This window comes from Methylocystis sp. Sn-Cys (genome assembly GCF_016745395.1).
In the GTDB taxonomy this organism is placed as follows: domain Bacteria; phylum Pseudomonadota; class Alphaproteobacteria; order Rhizobiales; family Beijerinckiaceae; genus Methylocystis; species Methylocystis iwaonis.
Genome location: NZ_JAERVJ010000006.1, coordinates 177,238 through 201,338, shown reverse-complemented (window position 1 = coordinate 201,338; position 24,101 = coordinate 177,238). Strand labels below are relative to the sequence as shown.

Sequence of the window (24,101 nt, the reverse complement as noted above, 5' to 3'; positions counted from 1 at the left end):
AATATGCATACAAATATGTCAAATCGGTTGTTCATCGCCATAAAAAATGACGGCAAAAAATCGCTGAGAGCCATAAAGCCCGAATCTATGGCGGCTCATATGTTACATAACATATTGATAATAAGTTACGTTATCGGTCGATAACAATTGTTCTGGTTGTTGGCTTCCTTTGTTGCCACACAAAATGCATACAATGCTGCCCATGCCTCTTGACGAAATGCTCCTGTCGTATACGATAGGATATGTGCTTGTCTCATACGAGATGGCGGCAAATCGGGAGGAACGAGGGATGAAGATCGTCGTAATTGGAGGCGGCGCTTCCGGGCTCGGCGCCGCAGGGGCTGCAAAAGGAGTGGACCCGTCGGCTGACATCGTGAATTACACGGAATTCGAGGACGTTGCTTACAGCCCCTGCGGCATTCCATTCGTCCACGGTCGCGAAATTGAATCTTTCGACAAACTGTTCCTTGCAACGAAGCAACAATACGCCGATCAGGGCATAGATATTCACTATACGACTACGGTCGAAAGCATCGACGTCAAGCGTCATGCCATCAAGGTCCGCGAAGAAGGCGAAATTAGATATGACCGGCTGGTGCTCGCGACCGGCTGGAATTATTCGGATCCCCAAATTCCCGGCGATCATCTGGAGGGCATCTACCGCGTCAAGAATATTCGTCGCGCGATGGAGTGGGACAAATTCATCGACACGGTGAAATCAGCGGTCGTGGTCGAGTGCGGACCGATCGCCGTCGAAATGGTGTCGGCGCTCGTTCATCGCGGCATCAAGGTCACCGTTGTCGATCCCGCCCCTTGGCCGATGGCCGGCGTCGTCGATCCTGACATCATCGAGCCGGTTCGAAAGAGCTGGGCCGACGCTGGGGTTGTGACGCTGTGGGGAGAGCGCGTTACGGCCTTCGGCGGCCAGGGCGCCCTTGCTTATGCCGAGACGACAGCCGGGCGGGTCGAGGCGCAGCTTGCCATCATCGGAACGCGCAAGGCGCCGAATACAGCTTTGGCAAGAGCGGCGGGCGTCGCTCTGGGCGCCACCGGTGGCATTATCGTCGATTCCTTCATGAAAACCTCTGCGAGCGACGTGTTTGCCGCCGGCGACTGCACGGAAATTCCGCATGGCGTCACCAATGTTCCGCTTCAAGGCCTCTCGGGAAGCCATGCCTATGCGCAGGGCAAGGCCGCGGGCGTCAATGCTGCGGGAGGGCGACGCGAATACCAGCCCGTCTATGTCCCCTGGGCGATGCTCGCAGGCGACTGGATGATTGGGGGCGTTTCCTTTGGTGAAACGACAGCCGCCGCGATTGGCGTGAAATTCGTGAGCGGCGCGTCAAACGGTATCACAAGGGCGCGGTACTATCCCGGGGTGCGTCCAATCACGGTGAAGCTGCTTGCAGATCCTGCTACGCGCTGCCTCATCGGAGCGCAGATGGTTGGGGGCGAAGGCGTCAAGGAGCGAGCGGATTTCCTGGGCATGGCCGTCCGCTCGGGCATTTCGATCGATGATCTGGCGACGATGGAAAACGTCTATTCCCCGGCCATAGGGGCGTTGAACGAGCCAATCGCCATGGCGGCGCAAGCCGTGCAGCAAAAACTCGGGAGGCGATAATCATGTCTTTCCCGCAATGGCTCCGATCCAATTCGGAATACTACCTGCTCGCCGCGGCGCAAGAGCGCATCGCAACGCAAAATGGGATGGCGTTTTCATTCAGGCCGCGCAGTCTCAAGGACTATTTTTGGCGCTTTGTGTTTGTGCCGATTTATCGCGTGCTTCCCGATGGCCTGCGGCGGTTTGCTTTCTACGTGCTTCCTGGAAGCCATCACCGCGCTTGGCCGGCACAGGCCGAACGACCGCGTCCCGCCCATCGGGCATTTCCCAAGTTCGACTAGTTGAGTTCGATCCTTCGCAACTTTGCGAAGGAAGCCCACGGTTTGTCACAAGCAAAAAGGAGACAAAATGCCTAAGACCGTTACAATCCCCGCTCCGCAGCCCGGCGATGTTTTATTCAACGTCGAGGAGAAGGTGTTCCCGGATCACAAGGCTAATCCCGGCGACAAGGCTTATATCTTTATGCACACCGTTCCCTTCGAGGGATCGGTCGGACTCGTGAACATGCTGACGGCTACGCGCCTAGCCCGGAAAGGGTTCGAGCTGTCCTTCGTGCTCTATGGGCCGGGTGTCCTCATGGCTTCAGCCGCGCGCGGTTACCCGTCCGTCGGCGCCGAAGGCTTCCCTGGCAATCTAGCGTATAATCGTCAACTCAAGACATTGATGGACGAGGGGGCCAAAATCTACGCTTGCCGATTTGCCATGGGCGCATTGTACGGCATGCGGGAAGACGATCTGATCCCCGGCGTTATTCCAGTGAACCCACTCGACATCCTCGATCTCACCATCCAGGCTTGGCGAGACCGCGCCCTCGTGATGACGACCTGGACGATTTAACAGGCCTTCGGTTGTGCGGTGAAAAGCAGCAAGCCTTGAAACCGCTTGCTGCTTTTCTTTTTGCCCGCGCAGACCGCGAAATGGCTTTACCAGTTTGGCTTATCCTAGGCGGGAATGACGCTCATGCCGGCTCCTTCCTCAATAATCCCTCTTCCTCGTAAGATCGACGTTATCAACATCGGCCTGCCTCTATTCGAGGAATCGATCAGAAGCCAGGGGGCGCCTGTCATAGGCATCGATTGGCAAATTCCCTGCGGAGGAGAGAGCGACGTCATTTCGGCGTTAGCCCGGCTGATGGGGCCTAAATCATCCATTATCGACGCTGCGAATGCAGAGGTTGTCGCGCGCTTGAACAATGGCGCGCCCCTTCTCAAAGGTGTCGAGAGAGCCGGTGCGGTCGTGCCCGGCATGAGCGAGCGCACATTGCTCCATTGCGGGCCCGCCATAGCATGGGCGGATATGTGCGATCCTCTGCGACGTTCGATCAAGGCAGCCATCGTCGCGGAGGGGTGGGCCGGAAACATCGAGGCGGCGGCCCGTCTCATTGCCTCTCGCGAAATCGAGCTACGACCGGCGAACGAACATTCGACCGTCGTTCCCATGGCCACTGTAATCGGCCCGTCCGCCCCGGTTTACGTGGTAGAAAATGAAATGGGAAGAACGATCGCTTTTTCGAGCATCAACCAGGGAGCGGGCGAAACTCAATGGTTCGGCGTCGACAGCAGCTTGGCGATCGATCGGCTTTTTTTTATTCGCGATGTGATTGGCCCTGTAATTGGGGAAGCGATCGCCAGGAGGGGCGCTATAGACGTTTGGTCGCTGGCGGCGCAGGGCGTCGTCATGGGCGACGACGTTCATATACGGGTACAGGCGACAACGTGTCTCCTACTGAGGGATCTCCTCCCGTTTTTGATGCGAATCTCCCGGCCTGGCGCTGGAGACGCCGCTGATTTTCTCAGCCGCAATCACACGATGTTTCTCAACATCGCCATGGCTGCGGCCAAATCGTTGGTGGACTCCGCGGCCAAAGTCGAGAATTCGAGCATCGTGACGACGATGTCGCGCAATGGCGTGACCTACGGCATTCGGCTGGCGGGCCTAGAGCGTTGGTTCCTTGCGGCCGCGCCGCCAATCCAGAAGGCGCTGTATTTTCCCGGCCATGGTCCGGAAGCGAGCGCCGCGGACATCGGCGACAGCGCCGTACTCGAGCTGATTGGCCTTGGAGGGGCAGTTTCGGCAAACTCTCCGGCGGTCGCGGGTTTCCTCGGTGGCAGAATGTCCGACGCGATCGCGGCGACGCGCAACATGCAGCGCATCTGTGCGGGAGAGAGTCGTTCCTTCCTTCTACCAATATTGGAGAACGCAGGCGCCCCACTCGGCGTGGATGTTCGACGCGTCGTCGAGCTTGCGATCACTCCGGCTGTCAACACAGGCGTCATTCACGCTTTTAGCGGCGCCGGCCAAATTGGGGCCGGCGTCGCTTCGGCTCCAATTGACTGTTTTACCCAAGCGTTGATGGATCTTGACCAGAGAATTCTGTGAACATGTCCTGCCCAGCAAAGCTAGATAGCGCATTGCGGCGTGAGGGGCGCCGCCGTGGCAGGCTTTTCCTTAGGTTGTAGAAAACGCGCCTTTCAAAAGCGTGGAGGCTTGCATCTCTTCTTCGATAACTCGGTTATAGATGCGAATGTGCTGGTCGGCTGTTCGATCCCAGCTATGGCGCGCCGCCATTTCGAGCCCATTTTTAACAAGGCGCTTGACGGTGTGGGGCTCGTCCATCAGTCTTGCCATCCCCCGAGCAAGAGACGCGGGATTGGATGTTTCCGTCAGAATCGCATCTCGGTCATGCACAAGGAACTCCCGGAAAACATCGATGTCCGACGCCACGACGGGCAGCCCTGCGCTGGCAGCCTCCATGATCACCAAGCCCCAGCCTTCTTTGATGGAGGGGAAAACAAATCCGTCCGCAGCGGCCAGCCATTCAACCAGTTCAGTCTGGGGGAGCGTCTGCAACAAAACGACGTCTTCGCCTAACTCCAGACCAAGCGGCCAGAGCGAAGTCAAAACCTGCTCGCGATAATCACGGTAGTCCTGAAACGAATGGCCGCCGATGATCGCTAATTCGGGCGGATCTGCTCTTTCCGCTTTTAGTTGGGCCAGCGCCCTGACAAGGAATTCGGTTCCCTTGCGGGGCTCGACCCCGCCGATGGTCAGATAAAGGAAGCGATCTTTTGTTCCGATTTGTCGCCGCAGCTCGGCGCGCCGTTGCGGCGTTAGCATATTTGCGAATGCTTCGCTTCTAACGCCATTGGTGACGATCGATGAGTCGACTCCATATTCCACCCGAAGCCGTTCTTGCCATGTCTTGCTGACAACCAGGACGCGATCCGGCTCCAATATGGCGTTGCGTTGGCAATCCATGAGCGCCTGTGTCGTAAAATCGTCGACATGATGCACGGTGCGCACTAACCGAAAGCGCGCCCCTGCATCTCTCACACGGGCGGCGGCGCGCGCGGAGATGCAGTCTTGACTGTGGACGATATCGAATGAGTCTCGCAGGCGGGTGAGGCCGCCGGTCAAGGCATCAATCCAGTCGAACACTCGTTCTTCAAGCGTATTCTTTGCGGGCGGGGTCGCGATCATCTCCACGGGAACGGCAACTTTCCTGAACAGTGAGCCAGGCTCGCCCATGGCGATCACGGTCACGTCGAGTCCAGCAGCCTGCAGGGCTTCCGCAAGCTCCAGCGTGTGCACGACGCCTCCTCGTGGCTTTGTGGAATAGGTGGTCAGCGCAACGCGCGGCGAATTCAGAGTGGGCGCAGGTCTCATATTTCTTTTTCCGGGTTGATCTTGAGGAACGGCGAGAAACCAGGCGGAAGATTATCAAGGGCGACCGAGGGGTCTCTCAGGACGAGTGCTGTGGCTGCGAGCGCGGCGCGCGCGGCGCTATCGGCGACAATGCATCCCGTCTGTTCGAAGCGGGCGCGTTGCTCTTCGAAGCCCTGCGGATCACGCATCGTCCCGAGCACATAAACGACAACCGCCGCGCCAGATCGCACCACTTCGGCGGCGAGAGGGGCCAATACGCTTGCAGGATCAGGGTGCGCGCCATCGCCGATCACGACGTCGAAGACCACGGCCGCGACGGTCGGGTCGCTCGCCTGCCGACGAAGCAGCTCCGCTCTGGCGCGGGCGTCTATCATGGGATGCGGGCGACCCTGGGTATAGCTTTCCTCACCGAGGTCGAGGCAGATATGCGCGCCCGGTGTGGCGCTCTCGATGGTCCAATTTTCGTCGAAGGGGGCGTTGGAAAATACCGGGCCGAGGCGCCGAGATGCGACCGTCATGGCCTCGTAGCAAAGAGTTCCTCCGCTATAGAGGCCAACGAGCCGCTTGCGGCCCGCATTCAGCCTCGCCGCTGCGCGCGCCACCTTTTCGATCAGGCGGCCGACGCCGTTGTCGGGCGGTGGCATGCCGAGCCCTGCAAGCGTGCGGAATGCGCCTTCCTCCAGCGTGTCGCAAATCGTCACGTGCTGTGGGTGACCTTTCAAAGGCGCTGTGAGGCCGATCAGCGAAGCAACCGTTGGCTTCTGCGGCAATTCGAGCACGCGCGCTACGACGTCTCGCGACGGCGGTTTCGAAATGAGCAGGATCGCTTGCGTATCGGCGTCGGCGTCGAGGGCGCGGATCGCCATTTCCGTCATGAGGCCCCCGACTTCCGCGGAAAGATCTCGACCGCCGACACCGATCACATGAGAGACGCCGACGCCCCAACGATCGAGAAGGCTCATGGCTTCCTGAGCCCCGGTTCCCGATGCGGCGACGATGCCAACCGGCCCGGCGCTGACGCGATTGGCAAAACCAAGACCCACGCCGCCGAGCATTGCCGTGCCCGCACCAGGTCCCATGACCAGACGCCCGAGGCGCAGGCCGCGTCGCTTCAATGCGATTTCGTCTTCAAGAGGAACATTATCACTGAACAAAAGCACATGGAGACCTGCTGTGAGCGCCTTTTGCGCTTCGAGCGTTGCATAGTGTCCCGGCGTCGAGATAATCGCGATATTGGCGGTAGGATGTAACTTGAGCGCTGATCGCAAATCGAATATCTGCTCGGGCTCGCTGGCCACGCTGCCCCTTTCCGAGTTGAACAGAAGCCTCGATGCTGCTTCGAGCGCGGCCGCGGCGGCTGACTCGTCGGTTGCACGGACGGCAAGCACGAGGTCATTTGCGTCCGCTCTCAGCGGATCCTCGGTAAACCCCGCCTTGACCAAGGTCTCCAAATTCGCCGGGGTCGCCATGAACGCCCAGCCCCACGTGACGCCGGGGTGCTCGAGCAAGGTCCGCGTCGTCTCGAGCAAACAAATGCTATCCTTATACGAATTGCTATGCACAGAGACGACGACGCTTTTGGTCACCTGGGCTTTCCTCATCTTCTAGTCGCAGGCGATGGCCTGTGAGGGAACGGTTGCGGCGTTGAAGCAGGGCGCGTCCAAAGCACGTTTATTATAGTGAACTCTCATTTCATATCTAGTATGATTGTTGTCAGGCAAAGAAGGGGATGGCCCAACTAAGATGGCGATCCGAGGCAGGGGGAGAGGAAGGATGATCGACGGCAGGGTGGATTATCATACGCCGCGCGCACGCTGGGCTGCGTTTGAGCGCCAGTTGTACGAGGGCGCTATTTCGGACGTGTCGCGCTACCAAGGAATTCTGGGAACCGTCCGCAGATTGGCAGATGAGCTGCGCCATATCGAGGCGCTCGAACAATTGGAGGCGGCATGGCCAGGGGACTCCACGCTCGCAATTACTTTGGAAGCATTACCCTTTCCCAAGGAGCAACTGTTAGGCGCAGCCTTCGCTATCCGCGAGCGCGAGATATGTGAACTCGACGCTCGCAGGATTAGAAGATCGCGCATAGACAAGGCGCGCGGTTCAGGGCATGCCTGGGTGACCCTCGAAGGGAGTGGGGAACTCGATCGGGGGGCGGCCGCGCCTTTTCAGGGGATCGAGATGCATATTGAAACTGGATTGGCCATCATATCCATGCTTCAACGAAATCCGCTGGACGGAGCGACCGTTTTCGTGACGGCGCTTGCGCGGTTTGATCCTGAGTCTGGAGAAGTGATAGAAATCGCTCCCGGCGTAGACGATTGGAAAGAACATGAGGCAGTCGGACCTGCGCTGGAATCGAGAGACGCCCTGCGCGACCGTATCGAATATACTCAGAAAATGAAAATCGAAACGGCGCTTGTAGCGCTAGATCGGTAATCGCCATTTTACGCCGATAAGCCGGAGTACACCTTGGTTACGCAGACGAAGAAGAAGGCTGAACCGCGGAAGCGGGCGGCTGATGGCGCGCCCCGCGAGGTTGCAGGCTCGCGCTCTCGCGAAGTAGACGACATTGTGAGTTTGGTTGGCCAAAAGGTGGCGAATCTGCGTCGAACAAAAGGCTTGTCTTTGCAGCAGCTCGCAGAGATCAGCGACGTGTCGCCTGCCGCAATTCACAAGATCGAACGTAGCGGCATGGTGCCGACGATCACCACGCTGCTCAAGCTCGCTGCGGCCCTGGGCGTTTCAGTCTCTTATTTTGTCGAGGAAGACGAGACTCTGCCGGAGCCCGTCCATTACACGCCGGCGGACCAGCGACCGCGCGTCTATACGTCACATAAGGGATTGAGCCTCTCGGGCATAACGGGCTCCTATCAGAAATTTCAGACGGCCGCCGCGATCGCTCGAATGGCGCCTGGCGCCTCCAGCGGCGAGAAGGCCCTGAGACACGCGGGCGAGGAACTCGTTCACGTCTTGTCAGGCGAGGTCTCTTTCCGAGTCAACAGTCGCGACTACATCCTGAAAGCGGGAGACTCACTGCAATTCGATGGCAACCTCCCGCACCATTGGGAAAATAAAAGCAAGATGCCGGTTCAATTGATCTGGATAGCGTGTCGCAATCGTGACTGATGAGGGCGTTGGCGGTCCTCCATCTGTTGATGAAGACCGAACCACGGGCGCCCTCACGGCGCATTTTGTCATCCTACAATTGGGGACTCTGAGAACCGAGCCGATGCGTCGTCATCGCCGCGGTTACGTCGTCTGATGTTTGGCGCGCACATCTTCGAGCGCAAGGCGGCCCTCTTCGGCGTCATAGTAATATTGGCGGGCGACAAACCACCCTTTTAACGGTCGCAGAGGCGGCACACAGGTCACTAACAAGAACGGAAGCGTCGTGAAAAGGTGCGCCCAATAGGGAAGAGAATAGACGGCCTCCAGCCACAGGGCGAGCGCGACCGAAGGAACGCAGGCGAAACACATGACGAAAAACGCCGGCCCATCCGCTGGGTCCGCAAAGGAATAATCGAGGCCGCAGGCGTCGCACTGCTTATGAAGCTCAAGAAAGCCGTTAAAGAGCGATCCTCGTCCACAACGCGGGCATCGACCCCGCAGACCGGCCTGTAACGGCGACAAAGGCGGAACATGTACTCTCTTCGGCATGGCTTGGACTCCTCACGGGGAAAAAAGCCTTTGGATTCATTGCGAGCTCTCGGCAATCATCGGGATTGCTCTGGTTTCGTCGGCGCTCGTCTGACTGTGAAAATGCGGGCCAAGGGAGCGCCGTCTTGCTCGCGCAAGATCTGGCAGTGATGAGCAAATGTTTCCGTATAGTCCCGCAATTCAACCAAGCTAACCGCCAATGTCTCGCCGGGATCTATGTTGCCGGAGAAGAACACGTCTCGCCTGACCGTTGTCGCACCGAGAGATTTTTCTCGCGCGAACGACCATTCCATGCGATCGGCGAAAGATACGAAGCTGCTGAAGTAGAGCAGGCCAGCGCCATTGAAATCCTGGCTAGGGCAGGGGTCGAAGGAAGCCACCTTGCGCGGTTGGGCCTGACGAACCGAGAAGCCCATATGGGCATCCGCCCGTCCGGCGCGTAGTGCTGCTGCGCGGGCGGCGAGCCAATGGTTTTCCAGCCCGGGAGATACCGGCGGCAACCCCGGCGCGGCGAAGCGTGAAACCGAATGATTGCCGCCCTCAGCGCCGCGACGCACGAAGGTGGACACCATTTCGACCACGCCAATGTCGCCATCTGGCAGATTCAGTTCGTGACGGCTGAGCATCTGAGTCCGGGACAGTCGTCGCAGCTTTGAACTGATAACCAGATGATCGTTCTCGCGCGCCGCTTCTAATCTAGCGTCGTAAATAGACAGAGCACAAAATGCTGCGTAGACGGGCGCGCCGCGCTCGTCGGTGAAACGCGGCGCATCCTGCCCGGCGAGGCGCGCGAGCATCATCCAGTGGCGATGGCCGAGTTCTTTTAGGAGCCAGGTTTCCGAGAGGCCGTTCAGACCAAGCTGGGGCATGCCCAGCAAATACGTATCCGTTTCAGCACGCCCCCAGCGGCATTGTTGTCCGGCGACGATCTCGATCCCACGCCGCGTGTCGGTGGCGCTGAGCGCCGGGTGAAATGCGCTCATGGGACAACCGAGATGGTCTCGGGATGATGAGCCTGAGAGAAAAGGGGTGTGTGTCATATGACCTGTAGACTCGCCTTGGTTGCAGCTCTCAATTCGAGCGTCGATTCGCGCCCTGCGCGGTGCACCCGATCAGCGCTCTCTGGGAGAAGTCCCAGACGATTTCGCGCTTTCCTTGATTGCAAATTGCGACGGTGGCGCCCGAGGCGATCTCGCCTATCGCTGCCGCGGCGATGTCGCGCGCTCGGAACAGAGCCAAGATTTCATCGACCTTGTTCGGACGCGCCGTGATCAGGTAGCCGAAGCTGGGAAAGCTCGTCAGCCAGCGTTCTAACGGGATCGAGTCCGGCTTGGGAATTGCGGCGAGATCAATGGAGACAGCGACATTCGAGCATTCGGCCAGCATGGCCGCGGTGCCGACGACGCCTCCTTGGCTGATATCCTTCGCGGCCTTCGACAGCCCGGCTTCAGCGATTGCAGGTAAGAGCTGGAGATCGCCTCGCAGGCGCTCAGGTGGGGCGGTCGTTGCCGCTTCCCAATTCGAGAACGGCTCTCGGAAGCGCCCGCGCAAATCGATCGCCGAAATAAGCTGGTCGCCCGGCTCCGCGTCGAAACTGGTGAGAAGCTTTTTGGCGCGCCCGAGTATTGCGACCGCAAGCTGGGCGCGGTCCGTACGGAGATTGCTGTGCCCGCCCACGACAGGTACCCCGAAGGCGCGTGACGCCTCTCTCAAGCCTTCAAGGACCGGCGAGGCCGAGCCCACGCCGTCCGACCAGATGGCATTGACGACCGCAATCGGCGCGCCCCCCATTGCGGCGATGTCGGAGACATTGACCATAACGCCGCACCAGCCCGCAAACCAAGGATCTCGGGCGACGAATTCATTCATGAAGCCTTCGATCGCAATTAAAAGATAACTGTCGCCGTCCGGGATCGCCGCACAGTCGTCGCCGACCGCTATCGCTTCCTCGGCGGAAACGCCAAGCAAGCCAATCACGTCGGCGATATCGGCTTTTGCCGCGAAACTTTTGCTTTCCTTAAGTGTATGCGCGACTTGGCTGGCGATGATTGACATGGTCATGCCGCGCCTCGCGCTCGGGTGAAGAAGCCTATGTTCGGCGTCTCACATGGCGGGTAATAGCTGAGATCCGCTTCCATTTGGTGATGGAGTCGGCCGTGGCATTCGAACTCACCGAGCGATCGCCAATGCAGTCGCTGAAACAGCGGCGCATTCTGGCTCTGCACGTTGGCGAGAAAACGCCGGCAGCCAAGCGCATGCGCAGAGGACACCGCAAGGCGGATTAGCCCCGCGCCAACGCCAACGCCGCCGAACCGGCGATAGCGCTTCTCGACGGCGAGCCGTGATCCCCACCAGGTTCCATCCCGGGCTTCGTCCTCATGGATGCGCACGGCGCCGACCACTCCGTCGGCAATGTCCTGAAAGAGCGAAACGGCGACCAGCGGGATGGCCGCCACATCGATCTCATCTCGGTCGTCCTGCTCGAAGACTTGTTGTTCGTCGCAGAAGACGCGGCGCCGGAGCGCCATCGCGGCTGATTTTTCCCATTCCTCGGTCGCCCATTTGATTTGAAGGCTCGAGGCGATGCGGGGGGTGTCGAGCGGAGCCGTCATTTGCCGGTTTTCCGCTCATAAGTGGAGAGGGCCGAGCACGCGCCGCATTTGCCGCACCCGGCTTTGATTTCGTTAGACTGAAGACCCGTCTTGGCGAGCATGGCGGCCAGCGGTTCGAGGACGGCGTGCATGAAATCAGGCGTCGGCGCCGGGTGACTTTCGAGTGGCGTCCCCGAGATCGGCACGAAAGGCACTACGAATGGATAAACGCCGATCGACGTCAGACGCTCGCAGATATCCAGTATTTCCGCCGCGCTGTCTCCCAATCCCGCGAGGATAAAGGTCGAGAGCTGGCCGCGACCGAAGATGGGCGCGGCGGCCTCGAACGCTGAGAAGTAGCGCTCGATTGGAACTTGCGCCTTGCCTGGCATGACGCGCGCACGAACCGCCGGCGAAACCGCTTCGAGATGCATGCCGAGCGAGTCGACGCCGGCGTCTTTCATGCGCACAAACCATGCGTCGTCATCCGGCGGTTCGCACTGCGCCTCGATCGGCAGGTCGACCGCGGCTTTTACGGCGCGCGCGCTCTCGGCGAGAATTGCCGCGCCGCGGTCGGGACCGGGAGGCGTGCCCGTCGTCATCACCATGTGGCGAACGCCGTCGAATTCGACCGCAGCTTTTGCGACCTCCGCAAGTTGCGACGGCGTCTTGCGCTCGACGGTGCGGCCGGCCGCGAGCGAGTGGCCAATCGAGCAAAATTGGCAAGTCTTTGCGCGGCTTTGGTATCGGATGCAGGTTTGCAGCACTGTCGTGGCGAGTACATCGCGACCATGCAAGGTCGCGATGTGGGAGTAGGGGACGCCGTCGGCTGTGACGCGATCGTAGAACCGGGGACGCGCGGTAAACGAGATGTCGCCGATCGTAACGCCGTCGCGGCTCAGACGGCTGCGCCCCTGGGCGTTGGGTTTTTCCGCCAGGTAAGGGCTTTCGAAGGCCGGCGCATTATGCACCGGCGCCATCACCGTCATCCCGTCGATTGTCACCGGCACATGGTCCGATGGTCCGGCGCCGCCGCGCCTCGTCACCCCCGCGCTTCCGGGGGCGGCGAGCCGGATCCCGAAGGATTGCAGCTCATTGATAAGATGCTCAGTCGGCATCATCGTTCGTCCCGCTCGAGATTTCGGCTGCGTCCTCGGCCGACTCGCCGGAGGATGAAAAGCGGGCTGCGTTGATGCTGCGCACCGGCGCCGCGACGCGGTCGTCGATGAGCAGCGACAGCAGCTCCGGCCGCGCGTAGTGGCCAACCGAATCCATCATGCGTTTGCGTTTGACGATCAGCCCCATGTCGAGCTCGGCGATGAGCAGACCCTCGCCGGAGGTTAGGGGCGGCACGACGTGATTACCCTCGGGCGAGACAATGGCTGTCATGCAGCCGCCGCGCAGACCGCGGCGCAGATTTTCGTCCGGCGATATGGAGGCGATCTGGTCTTCCGTCAGCCACCCCGTGGCGTTGACCACGAAGCAGCCGCTCTCCAGCGCATGATGGCGTATTGTCACCTCGATCTGGTCGGCGAAGAGCTGGCCGACGAGAGAACCCGGGAATTGCGCGGCATGAATCTCTTCGTGCTGCGCCATCAGCGCATAGCGGGCCAGCGGATTGTAGTGCTCCCAGCAGGCGAGCGCGCCGATCCGGCCGACTGCGGAGTCGACAACCTTCAACCCGGCGCCGTCGCCCTGACCCCAGATCATGCGTTCGTGGAAGGTCGGCGTCAGCTTACGGCGCTTCAGCAGAATCCGCCCGTCCGCGTCGAAGATGATCTGAGCATTGTAAAGCGAACCGTGATCGCGCTCGTTGACGCCGAGAACGATCACCATTTTGTGCCGCCGCGCGGCCTGCGCTACCGCCTCGGTCACCGGCCCTGGAACAACCACAGCCTCCTCATAGAGGCGCATGTGGTCCGCGCCGCTAAGAACGGGTGGGCGGACGAAAGAGAAATACGGGTACCAGGGAACGAATGTCTCTGGAAACACTGCGAACTGTACGCCCTTTTGGGCAGCTTCCGCGATTGCCGCGAGCACGCGATCTAGAGTGCCTTCAGAGGTGTCCAGATCTGGAGCGATCTGCACGGCGGCGACTTTGACAATTCGTTTTTCAGCCATTCGCTTTTCCTTCCCTAGCCGAGAGGCGTCGCTTCCCCGCGGGTTTATTTTCGGCGCTACAACTCGTTGCCGGGCCTCGATTGACTCTAATCATGCCAGTCAATGTGGTTACAGTGGCTATGCAATCATGCATTCAATTGGCAGTCAAGATAAAAAATTGTATGATACAAATCTTGCAAAACGGCCCGCGATAAGGCAGCATCTGCTAAAGAGTGGGCTTCTCCACGCTTGAGAATGCGTCCTTAGAGCACTCCTCGGGGCCCTTGCTACGCATCTGTCGTTGTGGGTCGGGTTTGTCTGAGACAATGCGCTTCAGGAATTCATGCAATATGGGGTCTTTAGTATGGCATCAGGGCGTTTCAAACGATCGGTGGAGAGTTCGTGGCGCGGAGGGCTGCGCTGCGACATACGCGCAGGAAATTTCGTTCTCGTCGCGGATGAGCCGAAAAGCGTCGGAGGAGATGACAGTGGGCCTCAACCCACGGAGCTTCTGCTTTCGGCTGTGGCGTCCTGCTTTACGCTAGCAATCGCTTTTAGCGCCAAAAGGCTATCGGTCGAGTTGCAGCACTTGGCGGTGACGGCAACGGGGACTTACGACGGCCCTCGCTTTCGCGCGATTCATATATCGGCTCGCATGGGATGTGACCCCTCGATGATCGATGCCCTAATCAGTCGTGCGGAGAGCCTGTGCTACGTAACCAACACTCTTCGCTCCGATGTTGAAATTTCTGTCGAGGCGGCAGGCGAGCCCAACATTGCGGGGGCGCCCTGAATCGCGCGGGAGATCACGCACGTCCTTGACGTGCTATCGGATGCGACATAGCGTATATACTATAATACTACGCGTCGCCACAGGGAGATCGGCGTCATGCCTGGTAGTGAGCTTCCAACCTTCCTTGATCTTCCCCCACGTTCGGCGAAACCGCGTTGTAAAGGGATCACGCACGTTCTCGACAAAGGCTGTACGCTGCTGGCGACGGAGAGCATCCTTTCTTCGGCGGCTCGGATCATCGACGTCTGGAAGTTTGGCTTCGGCACATCCTACGTCGATCCGACCGCCCGAGCGAAAGTCGCCGTTCTGCGCGCTGCTCAAGTCAAGACTTGCACCGGTGGCACACTGTTGGAAGCAGCTTGGCTTCAGGGGCGAACTGAAAGCTTCTTCGCGTTCGCAAAAGAGGTCGGTTTCGATTGCGTGGAAATCTCGGACGGCGCGACAGATATGCCGTACTGCGATAAGCAGATGCTTATCGCCCGCGCCCGGTCTTTCGGGTTCGAAGTGATGTCGGAGATTGGAAGCAAGGATCCAAGTAAGATCCTATCGGCGGTCGACTGGATCTCCCAGATTGAAACTGACTTGATGGCCGGTTCCGACTGGATCGTCGTGGAAGGACGAGAGAGCGGAACAGTCGGCCTCTACGATGATTGCGGCAAGGTCCGGCATAATGTGCTCCACGCGCTCGCGCGAAGCCGCCGGGCGGACCGCCTTATCTATGAGGCGCCGCAACGTGCACAGCAGGCATTTCTTATTCGGCAGTTCGGATCAGACGTCAATCTCGGCAATATTCTCGTCGATGAGCTGATCAGCCTCGAGGCGCTTCGGCGAGGGTTACGCGCCGACACGCTGGGAATCCTCCCAAACTCTTATGCAATCGAGGGGGAAAGAGGCAAAGATGTTCGCGTTTGAGCCGTCTGCTCCCAACGTCACGCCGACGCGGTACCGCCAAGTCGCGCTCAGCACGAATGTCGATAACCTTGACGCGGATTGGCTCATAAAACACTTTTCGGGCCGAGAAGCATATATGCGGACGCGTTTCATCGTCGCGCGATGTGGCGGCGACTCGGCTGTCCTCGAGGTTGCGCGTCCCGCGGATTCTGGGCTTTTCTCAAGAATTACGCAGGTGCGAGTGCTCGCGCCTGCCAACGCCTGCCGTTACGTCGTCGCGCCGGCGATCGACACGGCGGTTCCTTCCCAGCTCGCGCGCATAGCGATGGCGCATCCCCGAGCATCCTGCATTGTAGTCGAGGGGCGCTATTCGCACGTGAGTTTCCTCCTGAATCCGGCGCCTCTAATGTTGAATGTCTTCGACGTTGTGCCTCCCTTTCCCTCGAAGTTGCTAGATCAGGTGCAGCGTGTTCTGGACATGGCGGAGGATTTACCTCCCATCGTCGCGGTTCCGAGTTTCGTCGACAGCCGAGAGGAGCTGGAGAGAGCCTACGATCCGCTTCCCGCCGAAGTGCTGGCGCCCTGCCGAGGGGCCGGCGTCGACATCACCGGCGCAAATGTTTCCTTCCTCGATGAGAGGCCTTCCAAACGAGACTGGATACTGCTCGGCTGCGAGCGTTCCCAACAGATCCATCGCTGGTTTTATGGCTCCACGGCGCCCATTGTCGATATATGCCCGAACCGCTTTTTGGATGGGCGACTCGGCGGTGCGCAGACAATCGCACGATGTTGCCTCATCCAAGAAGGCGTCGAGGAGCGTTCGCGAGCGACATATGTGCCGTGGGGCGCGTCTCTTGCGGAAGTTCGGGAAGCGATCGATCGGATCGTCCGAAAGGTAGGAGTCCCATGGACGCGCACATGATCGACTCCAAGATCTTCGGCCACCAGTGGTCCACGCCCGAGAGTCATAAGATTTTCGGTGAAACCGCGCGGGTAGCGCGATGGCTGGAAGTGATCGTGACTCTTGCCGAGGCTCAGGCTGAATGCGGCATTATCCCGGTTGCAGCGGCTGAAGACATCGGCGCCCTTCGCGGCGCCGAGCTGCCACTCGATCGCATCGCCGAGCGAACGCGGTCAACGGGTCACTCTACGCTTGGCATGATACAAACGCTGCGAAAGCTGTTGCCCGCTACGTCGTCTGAATATGTCTATTTTGGCGCGACAGTGCAGGATGTGTCCGACACAGCGCAAGTGCTGGAGATGAAAGCTGCCGGCGCGTTGCTCTGGCGAGACTTGTGGATGCTGGAGGGCGCGTTGCTCGAGCTCGCGCGCCAACATCGCGTGACGGCCATGGCGGGGCGGACGCACGGGCAGTTAGGGGCGCCGATTTCCTTCGGTTTCAAACTCGCTTCGTGGGCGGATGAAATCGGTCGTCATCTCGAACGCATGCGCGGCGCTCAGGAACGGTGGCTCGTTGGACAGCTCGGCGGCGCGGTCGGAGCATTGGCCTTCTTCGGAGATTCTGGGCTCGACCTGCGCGCTGCATTTTGCCGTCGGCTCTCATTGCGCGAGCCGGCGATCTCCTGGCTATCTTGTCGAGATCGCGTTGCCGAATTCGCCCATGTATTTGCCATGGCCGCGACAAGTTTCGCTCGCATCGCCAATGAGGTTTACGTCTTGCAGCGTAGCGAAATCGGCGAGCTTCGTGAACGATCGGAAAACGCGACCGTGGGGAGTATCACTATGCCGCACAAGCGTAATCCCGAACGCAGCGAGCAGATCGTGACGCTCGCGCAACTGGCGCGCGCCCAGTCCAATATTCTTACCGACTCGCTCGTCCATGAACATGAGCGAGATGGGCGGCACTGGAAAATCGAGTGGCATGTCTTTCCGACGTTATGTCATTCCGTTTTGGCTGCAGCCGCCATGTCCAGAGAGCTGCTCTGCGGGCTCGAGATTGATATGGCCGCGATGCGGCGCAATCTGTCCAACGTACCCGCGTCCGAGCATTTGCTGAGCGTGATGTCCGCTCGTCTTGGCAAGCACCGTGCGCAAATGCTGCTTCAAGAGGCTTATCGTGCGGGTGCCGAGGAAAAAGTTTCTCTCACGAGCCTGCTGCAAGGCTTTGCAACGCAACACGAACTCTCGGAGCTTGCGAGGGTAGACTTTGGGTCATGCGCGTTGATGGTCGATCGCGTGGTTGAGGCGGCGGGACGCCGCAGGGCGTTGGAATCGGAATGCTGGCAATGAGGCCAGTTGCACGGGTCGAGCTCGGCGCCTTTCCGACACCGCTCGAGAGAGGTTCGGATCTTGGCGAAGTGCTTGGCGTCGACGATTTGTGGATTAAGAGAGACGATCTCACGGGCTACTCGTGGGGCGGCAACAAGGTAAGGACGATCGAGTTCATCCTGGGAGACGCCATTGCCCAGGAATCAGACTGCATGGTGGTTTGTGGAGGACCGACATCCAACTTTGCGGCGCTGATGGCGGCCGCATGCGCGAGGCATGGAATTGCGGTCTACCAAGTGTGTTACGGAGAGGTTTCACATCGTGAACCGATTGCGCTCGCTTTCTCCCTGGCCGCGGGCGCGACAGTGATGTTCACGGGATCGGCCAACCGTGCGAGCATGGATGACGCCGCGAAACAATGCGTCAATGATCTCAGGGCTAAAGGGCGTCGTCCTTATCTCGTCCCTCGTGGCGGCGCAACCGTCGTCGGCGCGTTGGGATACGCTCACGCGGCCGGAGAGTTCAGACAGCAACTTGCGGACGTCGGAATGCGCGACGTTACCGTCGTTATCCCGGTGGGATCGGGCGGAACGATTGCTGGTCTTGTCTCCGGATTCAAACACGATTTTGAAAACGAAAATGACGCTGGAGCTTTCAATATCGAAGTCGTCGGCGTCTGTGTGTCTCGACCGCCTGAGGAGTTGTCGCCCGTGATCAACGCGATGGCGACCGCTTGCGGAGGTGGACGAAGCGCACTGCGATCCGTTCACTGCAAGTGGCGACTCGTCGACGGCCGCGGCGCGGGATTCGGAGTCTGCGACAGGCACGAGGAAATGTTCATTGACGAGATCACGCGCCGTAGCCGGTTACTGGTCGACACGACATACAACGGCAAGGCGATGATCTGGCTCGGAGATTCATTAAGCCGGCCGGCAGGCTCTGTCGTCTACTGGCATACGGGGGGATTTCTCGCTGTCGCCGACCGGGCCGCAAATCGAATCACACAACCGCCCGCCAAATCTCGAGATGGAATGACATGATCTCACCGACCCGCGACTACCACGCCCGCATTGAAGGCCCTTCTTCTGATCGACCGGCGCAGGAGCTGATCGAAGCTGGCTTCGCCTGGGAGATCGCAGATGCAGCAGTTCTGCATCACGGGCTCAACATGGCGGACTTCGGGCATGTAATCGATCTGCATCATCGCGGAATCATCTCGGACAGCGTCGCGCGCCAGGTTTTGGGTGTGCTGCTGAAAATCTATCACACGGACGCTGCAGAGTTTCCTTACGATCCGCAGCTTGGCGAAGCATATAATTCACGCGAACAATACGTAGTAGCTTCGCTTGGAGATGTCGCCGGCTGGCTCCACGCGGGCAGACCCCGCCGCGAGGCGGCGCGCGTTGCTCTACGCATTTCATTGCGTCGCCTGACCGCGGAGTTGTTGAAATCCGCAGCCGATTTCGCTGAAACTGCAAGCAATATCGCTGCGCGGCATGCCGAAACCTTCATGGCCGATCAGACGTATCTGCAGCAGGCCCAGCCATCGACCTTTGGCCATTATCTTCTAAGCTTCGTTCCACCGGCGCTGCGTGACGCCGAGCGGTTGCGCACGGCGCTTAGCCAAATCAATGAAAGCCCAGGGGGAGCTGGGTGCGTCAACGGGAGCCGCCTGCTTGGGGATCGCGCGTTTGTCGCAGACCTTCTCGGTTTCGACAGGGTGATCGAGCATACGCGAGACGCGATGTGGCAGACAGATACGTTTATCGATCTCTTGGGGACGGGCGTGAGTCTACTATCCAACCAATCAAAGCTCGCCGAAGACCTGGAAATCTGGTCAAGCCAGGAATTCGACTATGTCGATCTCGCCGGGCCCTACACGCGCTCGTCAGTGCTGATGCCACAGAAGCGCAACCCCTACGCGCTATCGATCATACGCGGTGGAAGTGGCATGTTGATCGGGCGTCTTGCTGGCTTCCTTGCGGTCGTTAAAAGCCCATCTGCTCGGAGCGACAACCTGATCTTTGCCTACGGTGAAATTCCGCGGGCCTTAGAGTATGCGCGCAAGGTGAGCGATCTAACGAGAGGCGTCGTCTCCACTCTGATGGTCAACGAGGCTCGTCTATGGAAGGCGCTAGAAAATGGTTTCAGCCAAGCGACCGACCTAGCCGAGCACGTCATGCTCGAATGTGGCGTCGACTACAGGACAGCGTACCGAATCGTTGGCGATGTGGTCAGCGCGGCGAGCAGAGGCGGACGGCGGGGGATAGATATTGATGTAGAAATGATTCATCTGTCCGCGCGGCGTGTGGCGGGCGTGGAGCTTTCTCTCGATCCCGATAGGCTGGCGGCGATCCTCGATCCTAAACAGATCGTCGCCAGCCGGTCCTCGGCCGGTGGGGCCGCGCCCAGGGTCGTCGAAACGATGGCTGCAGAATATGGGGCGTCTGCGCGCCGATTGAGCGCGCAAGCGAGCGCGGATTTGGCAAAATTCACGCAAGTAGAGAAGGATCTCCTTTGCCGAGTCGAAAAGCTTGTCGCTGGCTGCTGACCGTGAAGGCACAGCAAACGCACCGACATGCGCAGGAGAGGAGGAGAGAATCATGCGGCTGCTTGTCATCGGAGCCGGTTCAACGGGGGGCTATCTTGGAACGCGGTTGGCGCAGGCGGGGCGTGACGTTACCTTCCTTGTGCGACCTGAACGTGCCGCACAGATAAGAGAGAGTGGGCTCCGGATTATCAGCCCCTTTGGCGATACAATATTCCACCCGACATTCATTACGGCGGAAAGGATTACCAAGCCCTACGATATCATCCTGGTAACCGTAAAGGCCTTTCAGCTCGATGCCGCTCTTGACGCGTTTTCACTGGCGGTCGGCCGCAACACGATGATCCTGCCGGTCCTCAACGGAATGCGTCATATGGACATCTTGTCGGAGCGATTTCCGCACAACGTAATTGGCGGCGCTCTGAGAGTTATGACCGTTCTCGAAGAGGACGGCCGCATTATACAGCTTTCGCTCCTGCAGGAGTTGGCCTATGGCGAACTCGACGGCAGCCTGACTCCGCGGATTCAGGAGCTGGACGCGTTCCTCCGAAGCGCTCAGATAGGAGCCCGGCTTTCGAGCTGCGTCCGTTGCGAAATGTGGGAAAAATGGATTTTGCTTTCTGCCCTGGGAGCGGTCACTTGCCTAATGCGCGGGCTAATAGGCGAGGTAGAAGCTTGCCCGGAGGGCAAAGCCTTCGCGCTCCAGATTCTAGATGAGATCGTCGCGATTGTCAGAGCGGTGGGTGAAGCTCCCTCGGATAATTTCCTCACGGCAACACGGCAACAGATTATCGCCAAAGGTTCGTCGGTGGCCTCTTCGATGTATCGGGATATTGAGCGTGGCCGCTCTATTGAGGTGGAAGAGATTATCGGCGACATGGTGCGTCGAGGGAAAAAAGTGGGGATCAAAGCGCCTCTCCTCTCCGCAGCCTACGCTCATCTCTGTATTTACCAGAACAGGGTCAAGGCTGCATGAGCGTGCGTTATTGAAGCTTGAGAAAGGGGCCTGACTGCTCTTTGATGGCGTTCCTTTGCAGCGCATTCGATTGGCTTGGCTCTCGCATAGCGTTCTCTCGTCGGGCATCTCCGCTCGATGGGGCGGGACGACCAGCGGTCCCGTTTCCTTCAAGCCGCGGAATCTGGATAAACGCATGAACGACGATCGCCTTTTCTCGACCGCAGCGGCCCGCAACCGAGGGCCCATCCTGGATGTGTTGCGGGCGGTTCTGCCCAAACAGGGGCTTGTGTTGGAGATCGCGAGTGGTTCCGGCGAACACGTAGTGCATTTCGCGGCCCACCTGAAAAACCTGACGTTCGCGCCATCGGACCCCAGCGCAAAGGCCCGCGCGAGCGTCGCGGCGTGGATCGCGTGCTCTGGCGCCCAGAATGTGCGGGCGCCGCTCGCTCTCGATGCGGCGAACGCGCCCTGGCCAATCGAGCGGGCCGACGCCGTCATCTGCATCAACATGATCCATATTTCGCCATGGGCGGCGACGGTGGGCTTGTTCGACAATGCAGGCGCGATTCTGCCGGCCGGCGCGCCGCTCTATCTTTATGGCCCCTACAAACGGGACGGCGCTCATACCGCGCCGGGCAACGCTGAATTCGACGCGGGCCTTCGCGCGCAGAATCCCTGCTGGGGCGTGCGTGATCTCGAAACAGTGGCCGATCTTGGCCGCCAGGCAGGCTTCGAAAGACCCGACATTGTGGAAATGCCGGCGAATAATCTAAGTTTGACTTTTCGCCGCAGCGCCGTGATGAGACAGCCGACGCCGGCGTTGAAAGAGCATCTCTGACGAACTGAAGAGGCGAGCGTGATTCCCTGGTCTTTGATCGACACGGCGCAAATACCTGGCGGCGAGGGCGCGCTGCGACTCATGCGCCGGGGAGCCGAATTTTCGATCATGCTCGGCAATAATGAACTGATGAACAGCCGTTTGAGTGGATCCGAGCAGGCGCTCGCCACACTCTCATATGAGAGAATTCGCTCTTGCCCAGGGCCGAGCATCCTCATCGGCGGGCTTGGGATGGGTTTTACTTTGCGCGCCGTGCTTGCGGTCCTCGATCCGAAGGCGCGAGTCGTCATCGCGGAACTCGTCCCAGCCGTAGTGGCATGGGCGCGCGGCCCAATGGCCGAATTACACGGGGGGAGTCTGACGGATCCGCGCGTCTCGATCCAGGAAACGGATGTGGGCCGCCTCATTCATTCGGGGCGGGGGTCCTATGACGCAATCCTCCTAGACGTGGATAACGGCCCCGAGGGGCTGACGCGCGAAGCCAATGACGGGCTTTATCACAGCGCGGGATTGACGGCGGCCCGCAAAGCCTTGCGTCCCGGCGGCGTCCTGGCCGTCTGGTCTTGCGCCCCGGATCGCAGCTTCACACAGCGACTCCACAAGGCGGGGTTCGGCGTCGAGGAGATCAAGGTTCGCGCCAATGGCGGACGAGGCGGGGCCCGGCACGTCGTCTGGATCGCGACGCGCGTCGGTCGCGGCGCCCAATAGTTCCCCCAGTCGGTCAAGACTTCGTCAACGGCTGGTAAGCCAACGAGCCTTCGCTCCCTCGTGAAAAGGAAACCAAGTTCTTTGAAGACCAAGCGGAAGATCTACGGCGCGACGGTCACGCAAGCCGGGAGACCCGCGCGGAGCGTTTGCGCCAAGACGTTCATCGCTTTGTGCCGCGGCTCGCCACGGCGAAAAACCAGTCTGACGCGCCGCGATACGTTAAACCCCTTTATCGGCAGAATGGTCATGCGATTCTTCCGATCCCGCCATGCTTCTACGGCGAGTTGCGGAACAAGAGTCGTTCCGTAGCCGGCAGGCGTGAGCTGCAGCAGGATTCGGCTTAATTTTCGCTATCTTCCGTGCCTGCGTGCCGCGGCGATGAATCCGATCGACGCGCTGAGGCGGGAGTAGACCGCGAGCGTGCGGCTCCCCATGCTCATAGCTGTGGCGCTCCCGAGATCGACGTTCCGCCACCCGAGAAATTTCGGGTGGCCAAAGCGCGCTTGACGTCGCCGCTTCGAGGGGCGCGAGATTTCGCGGCGCTGTTTCGCCCCAAAAAATTTGCCGCTGCGATGCAGACGGCTGCGTGGATGTTGGTCGTGCTCCGATCGTCGCGTGTGGCGAAGCGCCTGCTGAAGGCAAAACAGACGGATTCTCGGTCAACACCGCGACATTTTGGCGAACGCCTCCACCGCGCCGCGTGAGTATTGAGAAGCCATGTCGGCCATCAGCGCCTCGGACTGCGAGACATGCAAGGGTCGCGCTTGTGTCGCGGTTCCTCTGCCAAAGGGCGGATGGGGATCGTATTCGATAATCCACTCGGCCAATTCAGCGCTAGCCCGCCCGAAAATGCGTTCGACTGCGAGCAGTGCAGCCTCGAAGCTGCCAACGCCAGGGCCCGCAGTGTAAAGATTGCCGTCGACGACAACGCCAGCGCCCCCCTGCACCACCTCCGCCGCCCCGAGGTGGGTTAACATCGGCAGCGCGTTATGGCTCGAGGTCACGCGCCTGTTCTTGAGAAGACCTGCGGCGCCGAGCATAAGAACGCCATTGCAAACGCCGATGACGCAACCAGCCCTGCGCCCCTGCGCTGCGACGAATTCAATCGCCTCGGCGTCGTTCTGGATTTCCGGCGGCAGCATCGGGACAGCGATGACGTCAAGATCTGGACAATCTGCGAAGGTCGTTGTCGGCTTCGTCCACCAGGAGGGGAAACCTTCGACCAAGTCCAAAGATTTCCAGACCAAATGTATTTCGGCGCCCGGCATTAGCCCGAAAACTGTCTGGACGCCGACCATGTCCATGGGAATGAAGCCGGGCCCGATGACGATGCCGACATGGAATGGCGCGGTCCCCTGCGGCGATATCATGGCGCGGAGTTTCTCGATCGAAGGCACGCTGGATTTCTCGGGTAAAATGGGCATGCGCGTTACTCCCCGGCTGTGATTATCGAGGACACCATAGCCAACGCAGACGATGGCAGAAATGACATATAAAC

Annotated in this window: 25 protein-coding genes; 15 read left to right on the top strand and 10 right to left on the bottom strand. The window is 59.7% G+C overall.

Annotated elements, in window-relative coordinates; all coding sequences use genetic code 11:
• Positions 1–289 precede the first annotated feature (289 nt).
• The 4 genes from JJT62_RS13340 (at position 290) to JJT62_RS13325 (ending at position 4,000) form a co-directional block, all read left to right on the top strand.
• Complete coding sequence (locus JJT62_RS13340; protein ID WP_202073255.1) at positions 290–1,621, top strand: FAD-dependent oxidoreductase; 1,332 nt, start codon at positions 290–292, stop codon at positions 1,619–1,621.
• A gap of 2 nt (positions 1,622–1,623) precedes the next feature.
• Positions 1,624–1,902 carry a hypothetical protein gene (locus JJT62_RS13335; RefSeq protein WP_202073254.1) on the top strand — a complete coding sequence of 93 codons (279 nt, stop codon included), beginning with the start codon at positions 1,624–1,626 and terminating at the stop codon, positions 1,900–1,902.
• A gap of 67 nt (positions 1,903–1,969) precedes the next feature.
• Positions 1,970–2,458 (top strand): MSMEG_0572/Sll0783 family nitrogen starvation response protein, encoded by a 489-nt coding sequence (locus tag JJT62_RS13330; protein ID WP_202073253.1) that lies wholly within the window; start codon positions 1,970–1,972, stop codon positions 2,456–2,458.
• Between the two features lie 114 nt (positions 2,459–2,572).
• Entirely contained in the window at positions 2,573–4,000 is a 1,428-nt protein-coding gene (locus JJT62_RS13325) for a DUF1116 domain-containing protein (RefSeq protein ID WP_210340666.1), read from the top strand.
• A 69-nt stretch (positions 4,001–4,069) separates the two neighbouring features.
• Here JJT62_RS13325 and JJT62_RS13320 read toward each other — a convergent pair whose 3' ends face one another.
• The gene (locus JJT62_RS13320; RefSeq protein ID WP_202073251.1) at positions 4,070–5,287 is read right to left on the bottom strand and encodes an MSMEG_0565 family glycosyltransferase; all 1,218 of its coding nucleotides are present in this window, start codon (positions 5,285–5,287) and stop codon (positions 4,070–4,072) included.
• Positions 5,284–6,873, bottom strand: a complete 1,590-nt coding sequence (locus JJT62_RS19205) for an oxidoreductase (RefSeq protein WP_202073250.1) — start codon at positions 6,871–6,873, stop codon at positions 5,284–5,286. The genes JJT62_RS13320 and JJT62_RS19205 overlap by 4 nt, the downstream gene beginning before the upstream one ends.
• Positions 6,874–7,060: 187 nt before the next feature.
• Here JJT62_RS19205 and JJT62_RS13310 point away from each other — a divergent pair, with 187 nt between their 5' ends.
• Positions 7,061–7,726, top strand: coding sequence for a hypothetical protein (locus JJT62_RS13310; RefSeq protein ID WP_202073249.1), 666 nt, complete (start codon positions 7,061–7,063; stop codon positions 7,724–7,726).
• A 135-nt stretch (positions 7,727–7,861) separates the two neighbouring features.
• A complete protein-coding gene (locus JJT62_RS13305) occupies positions 7,862–8,416 on the top strand; it encodes a cupin domain-containing protein (protein ID WP_370568548.1) in 555 nt (184 codons plus the stop codon).
• Between the two features lie 123 nt (positions 8,417–8,539).
• On the opposite strand, the gene JJT62_RS13300 is transcribed toward JJT62_RS13305, so the two are convergent.
• From JJT62_RS13300 to JJT62_RS13275, 6 genes are all read right to left on the bottom strand, one after another.
• Entirely contained in the window at positions 8,540–8,947 is a 408-nt protein-coding gene (locus JJT62_RS13300) for a DUF983 domain-containing protein (RefSeq protein ID WP_202073247.1), read from the bottom strand.
• A gap of 56 nt (positions 8,948–9,003) precedes the next feature.
• The gene (locus JJT62_RS13295) at positions 9,004–9,930 is read right to left on the bottom strand and encodes a Pnap_2097 family protein (protein ID WP_202073246.1); all 927 of its coding nucleotides are present in this window, start codon (positions 9,928–9,930) and stop codon (positions 9,004–9,006) included.
• Between the two features lie 88 nt (positions 9,931–10,018).
• Positions 10,019–11,008, bottom strand: a complete 990-nt coding sequence (locus JJT62_RS13290) for a sll0787 family AIR synthase-like protein (protein ID WP_370568547.1) — start codon at positions 11,006–11,008, stop codon at positions 10,019–10,021.
• Complete coding sequence (locus JJT62_RS13285; RefSeq protein ID WP_202073245.1) at positions 11,005–11,559, bottom strand: MSMEG_0567/Sll0786 family nitrogen starvation N-acetyltransferase; 555 nt, start codon at positions 11,557–11,559, stop codon at positions 11,005–11,007. The genes JJT62_RS13290 and JJT62_RS13285 overlap by 4 nt, the downstream gene beginning before the upstream one ends.
• Positions 11,556–12,656: an MSMEG_0568 family radical SAM protein gene (locus JJT62_RS13280; RefSeq protein WP_202073337.1), complete on the bottom strand. Its 1,101-nt coding sequence runs from the start codon at positions 12,654–12,656 to the stop codon at positions 11,556–11,558. The genes JJT62_RS13285 and JJT62_RS13280 overlap by 4 nt, the downstream gene beginning before the upstream one ends.
• Complete coding sequence (locus JJT62_RS13275; protein WP_202073244.1) at positions 12,646–13,659, bottom strand: Nit6803 family nitrilase; 1,014 nt, start codon at positions 13,657–13,659, stop codon at positions 12,646–12,648. Before JJT62_RS13275 ends, JJT62_RS13280 begins: the two co-directional genes overlap by 11 nt.
• Before the next feature lie 322 nt (positions 13,660–13,981).
• Here JJT62_RS13275 and JJT62_RS19595 point away from each other — a divergent pair, with 322 nt between their 5' ends.
• From JJT62_RS19595 to JJT62_RS13230, 9 genes are all read left to right on the top strand, one after another.
• Entirely contained in the window at positions 13,982–14,431 is a 450-nt protein-coding gene (locus JJT62_RS19595; protein WP_202073243.1) for an OsmC family protein, read from the top strand.
• A 96-nt stretch (positions 14,432–14,527) separates the two neighbouring features.
• Entirely contained in the window at positions 14,528–15,343 is an 816-nt protein-coding gene (locus JJT62_RS13265; RefSeq protein WP_202073242.1) for a phosphosulfolactate synthase, read from the top strand.
• Entirely contained in the window at positions 15,330–16,244 is a 915-nt protein-coding gene (locus JJT62_RS13260) for a hypothetical protein (protein ID WP_202073241.1), read from the top strand. The genes JJT62_RS13265 and JJT62_RS13260 overlap by 14 nt, the downstream gene beginning before the upstream one ends.
• Positions 16,241–17,572 (top strand): adenylosuccinate lyase family protein, encoded by a 1,332-nt coding sequence (locus tag JJT62_RS13255; protein WP_202073240.1) that lies wholly within the window; start codon positions 16,241–16,243, stop codon positions 17,570–17,572. The genes JJT62_RS13260 and JJT62_RS13255 overlap by 4 nt, the downstream gene beginning before the upstream one ends.
• The gene (locus JJT62_RS13250; protein WP_210340665.1) at positions 17,569–18,591 is read left to right on the top strand and encodes a 1-aminocyclopropane-1-carboxylate deaminase/D-cysteine desulfhydrase; all 1,023 of its coding nucleotides are present in this window, start codon (positions 17,569–17,571) and stop codon (positions 18,589–18,591) included. Before JJT62_RS13255 ends, JJT62_RS13250 begins: the two co-directional genes overlap by 4 nt.
• Positions 18,588–20,102, top strand: coding sequence for an argininosuccinate lyase (locus tag JJT62_RS13245; protein WP_202073238.1), 1,515 nt, complete (start codon positions 18,588–18,590; stop codon positions 20,100–20,102). Before JJT62_RS13250 ends, JJT62_RS13245 begins: the two co-directional genes overlap by 4 nt.
• Positions 20,103–20,154: 52 nt before the next feature.
• Positions 20,155–21,075 carry a ketopantoate reductase family protein gene (locus JJT62_RS13240; RefSeq protein WP_202073237.1) on the top strand — a complete coding sequence of 307 codons (921 nt, stop codon included), beginning with the start codon at positions 20,155–20,157 and terminating at the stop codon, positions 21,073–21,075.
• A gap of 175 nt (positions 21,076–21,250) precedes the next feature.
• On the top strand, positions 21,251–21,895 hold the full coding sequence (locus JJT62_RS13235; protein WP_202073236.1) for a DUF938 domain-containing protein: 645 nt from the start codon (positions 21,251–21,253) through the stop codon (positions 21,893–21,895).
• Positions 21,896–21,913: 18 nt separating this feature from the next.
• Positions 21,914–22,603, top strand: coding sequence for a spermidine synthase (locus tag JJT62_RS13230; RefSeq protein WP_202073235.1), 690 nt, complete (start codon positions 21,914–21,916; stop codon positions 22,601–22,603).
• Between the two features lie 101 nt (positions 22,604–22,704).
• On the opposite strand, the gene JJT62_RS19590 is transcribed toward JJT62_RS13230, so the two are convergent.
• Together JJT62_RS19590 and JJT62_RS13220 are read right to left on the bottom strand one after the other, a co-directional pair.
• Complete coding sequence (locus tag JJT62_RS19590; protein WP_370568555.1) at positions 22,705–22,932, bottom strand: LysR substrate-binding domain-containing protein; 228 nt, start codon at positions 22,930–22,932, stop codon at positions 22,705–22,707.
• Positions 22,933–23,262: 330 nt separating this feature from the next.
• Entirely contained in the window at positions 23,263–24,027 is a 765-nt protein-coding gene (locus JJT62_RS13220) for a DJ-1/PfpI family protein (RefSeq protein ID WP_202073234.1), read from the bottom strand.
• Between the last annotated feature and the right edge of the window lie 74 nt (positions 24,028–24,101).

What these genes read in the sequence shown, in the direction of transcription:
- JJT62_RS13330 (WP_202073253.1), top strand. Translation starts at nt 1,970, where the DNA reads ATGCCTAAGACCGTTACAATCCCCGCTCCGCAGCCCGGCGATGTTTTA.
- JJT62_RS13320 (WP_202073251.1), bottom strand. Translation starts at nt 5,287, where the DNA reads ATGAGACCTGCGCCCACTCTGAATTCGCCGCGCGTTGCGCTGACCACC.
- JJT62_RS19595 (WP_202073243.1), top strand. Translation starts at nt 13,982, where the DNA reads ATGCAATATGGGGTCTTTAGTATGGCATCAGGGCGTTTCAAACGATCG.
- JJT62_RS13275 (WP_202073244.1), bottom strand. Translation starts at nt 13,659, where the DNA reads ATGGCTGAAAAACGAATTGTCAAAGTCGCCGCCGTGCAGATCGCTCCA.
- JJT62_RS13325 (WP_210340666.1), top strand. Translation starts at nt 2,573, where the DNA reads ATGACGCTCATGCCGGCTCCTTCCTCAATAATCCCTCTTCCTCGTAAG.
- JJT62_RS13240 (WP_202073237.1), top strand. Translation starts at nt 20,155, where the DNA reads ATGCGGCTGCTTGTCATCGGAGCCGGTTCAACGGGGGGCTATCTTGGA.
- JJT62_RS13245 (WP_202073238.1), top strand. Translation starts at nt 18,588, where the DNA reads ATGATCTCACCGACCCGCGACTACCACGCCCGCATTGAAGGCCCTTCT.
- JJT62_RS13285 (WP_202073245.1), bottom strand. Translation starts at nt 11,559, where the DNA reads ATGACGGCTCCGCTCGACACCCCCCGCATCGCCTCGAGCCTTCAAATC.
- JJT62_RS13260 (WP_202073241.1), top strand. Translation starts at nt 15,330, where the DNA reads ATGTTCGCGTTTGAGCCGTCTGCTCCCAACGTCACGCCGACGCGGTAC.
- JJT62_RS13295 (WP_202073246.1), bottom strand. Translation starts at nt 9,930, where the DNA reads ATGAGCGCATTTCACCCGGCGCTCAGCGCCACCGACACGCGGCGTGGG.
- JJT62_RS13280 (WP_202073337.1), bottom strand. Translation starts at nt 12,656, where the DNA reads ATGCCGACTGAGCATCTTATCAATGAGCTGCAATCCTTCGGGATCCGG.
- JJT62_RS13290 (WP_370568547.1), bottom strand. Translation starts at nt 11,008, where the DNA reads ATGACCATGTCAATCATCGCCAGCCAAGTCGCGCATACACTTAAGGAA.
- JJT62_RS13250 (WP_210340665.1), top strand. Translation starts at nt 17,569, where the DNA reads ATGAGGCCAGTTGCACGGGTCGAGCTCGGCGCCTTTCCGACACCGCTC.
- JJT62_RS13235 (WP_202073236.1), top strand. Translation starts at nt 21,251, where the DNA reads ATGAACGACGATCGCCTTTTCTCGACCGCAGCGGCCCGCAACCGAGGG.
- JJT62_RS13220 (WP_202073234.1), bottom strand. Translation starts at nt 24,027, where the DNA reads ATGCCCATTTTACCCGAGAAATCCAGCGTGCCTTCGATCGAGAAACTC.
- JJT62_RS13340 (WP_202073255.1), top strand. Translation starts at nt 290, where the DNA reads ATGAAGATCGTCGTAATTGGAGGCGGCGCTTCCGGGCTCGGCGCCGCA.
- JJT62_RS13335 (WP_202073254.1), top strand. Translation starts at nt 1,624, where the DNA reads ATGTCTTTCCCGCAATGGCTCCGATCCAATTCGGAATACTACCTGCTC.
- JJT62_RS13310 (WP_202073249.1), top strand. Translation starts at nt 7,061, where the DNA reads ATGATCGACGGCAGGGTGGATTATCATACGCCGCGCGCACGCTGGGCT.
- JJT62_RS13255 (WP_202073240.1), top strand. Translation starts at nt 16,241, where the DNA reads ATGATCGACTCCAAGATCTTCGGCCACCAGTGGTCCACGCCCGAGAGT.
- JJT62_RS13300 (WP_202073247.1), bottom strand. Translation starts at nt 8,947, where the DNA reads ATGCCGAAGAGAGTACATGTTCCGCCTTTGTCGCCGTTACAGGCCGGT.
- JJT62_RS13265 (WP_202073242.1), top strand. Translation starts at nt 14,528, where the DNA reads ATGCCTGGTAGTGAGCTTCCAACCTTCCTTGATCTTCCCCCACGTTCG.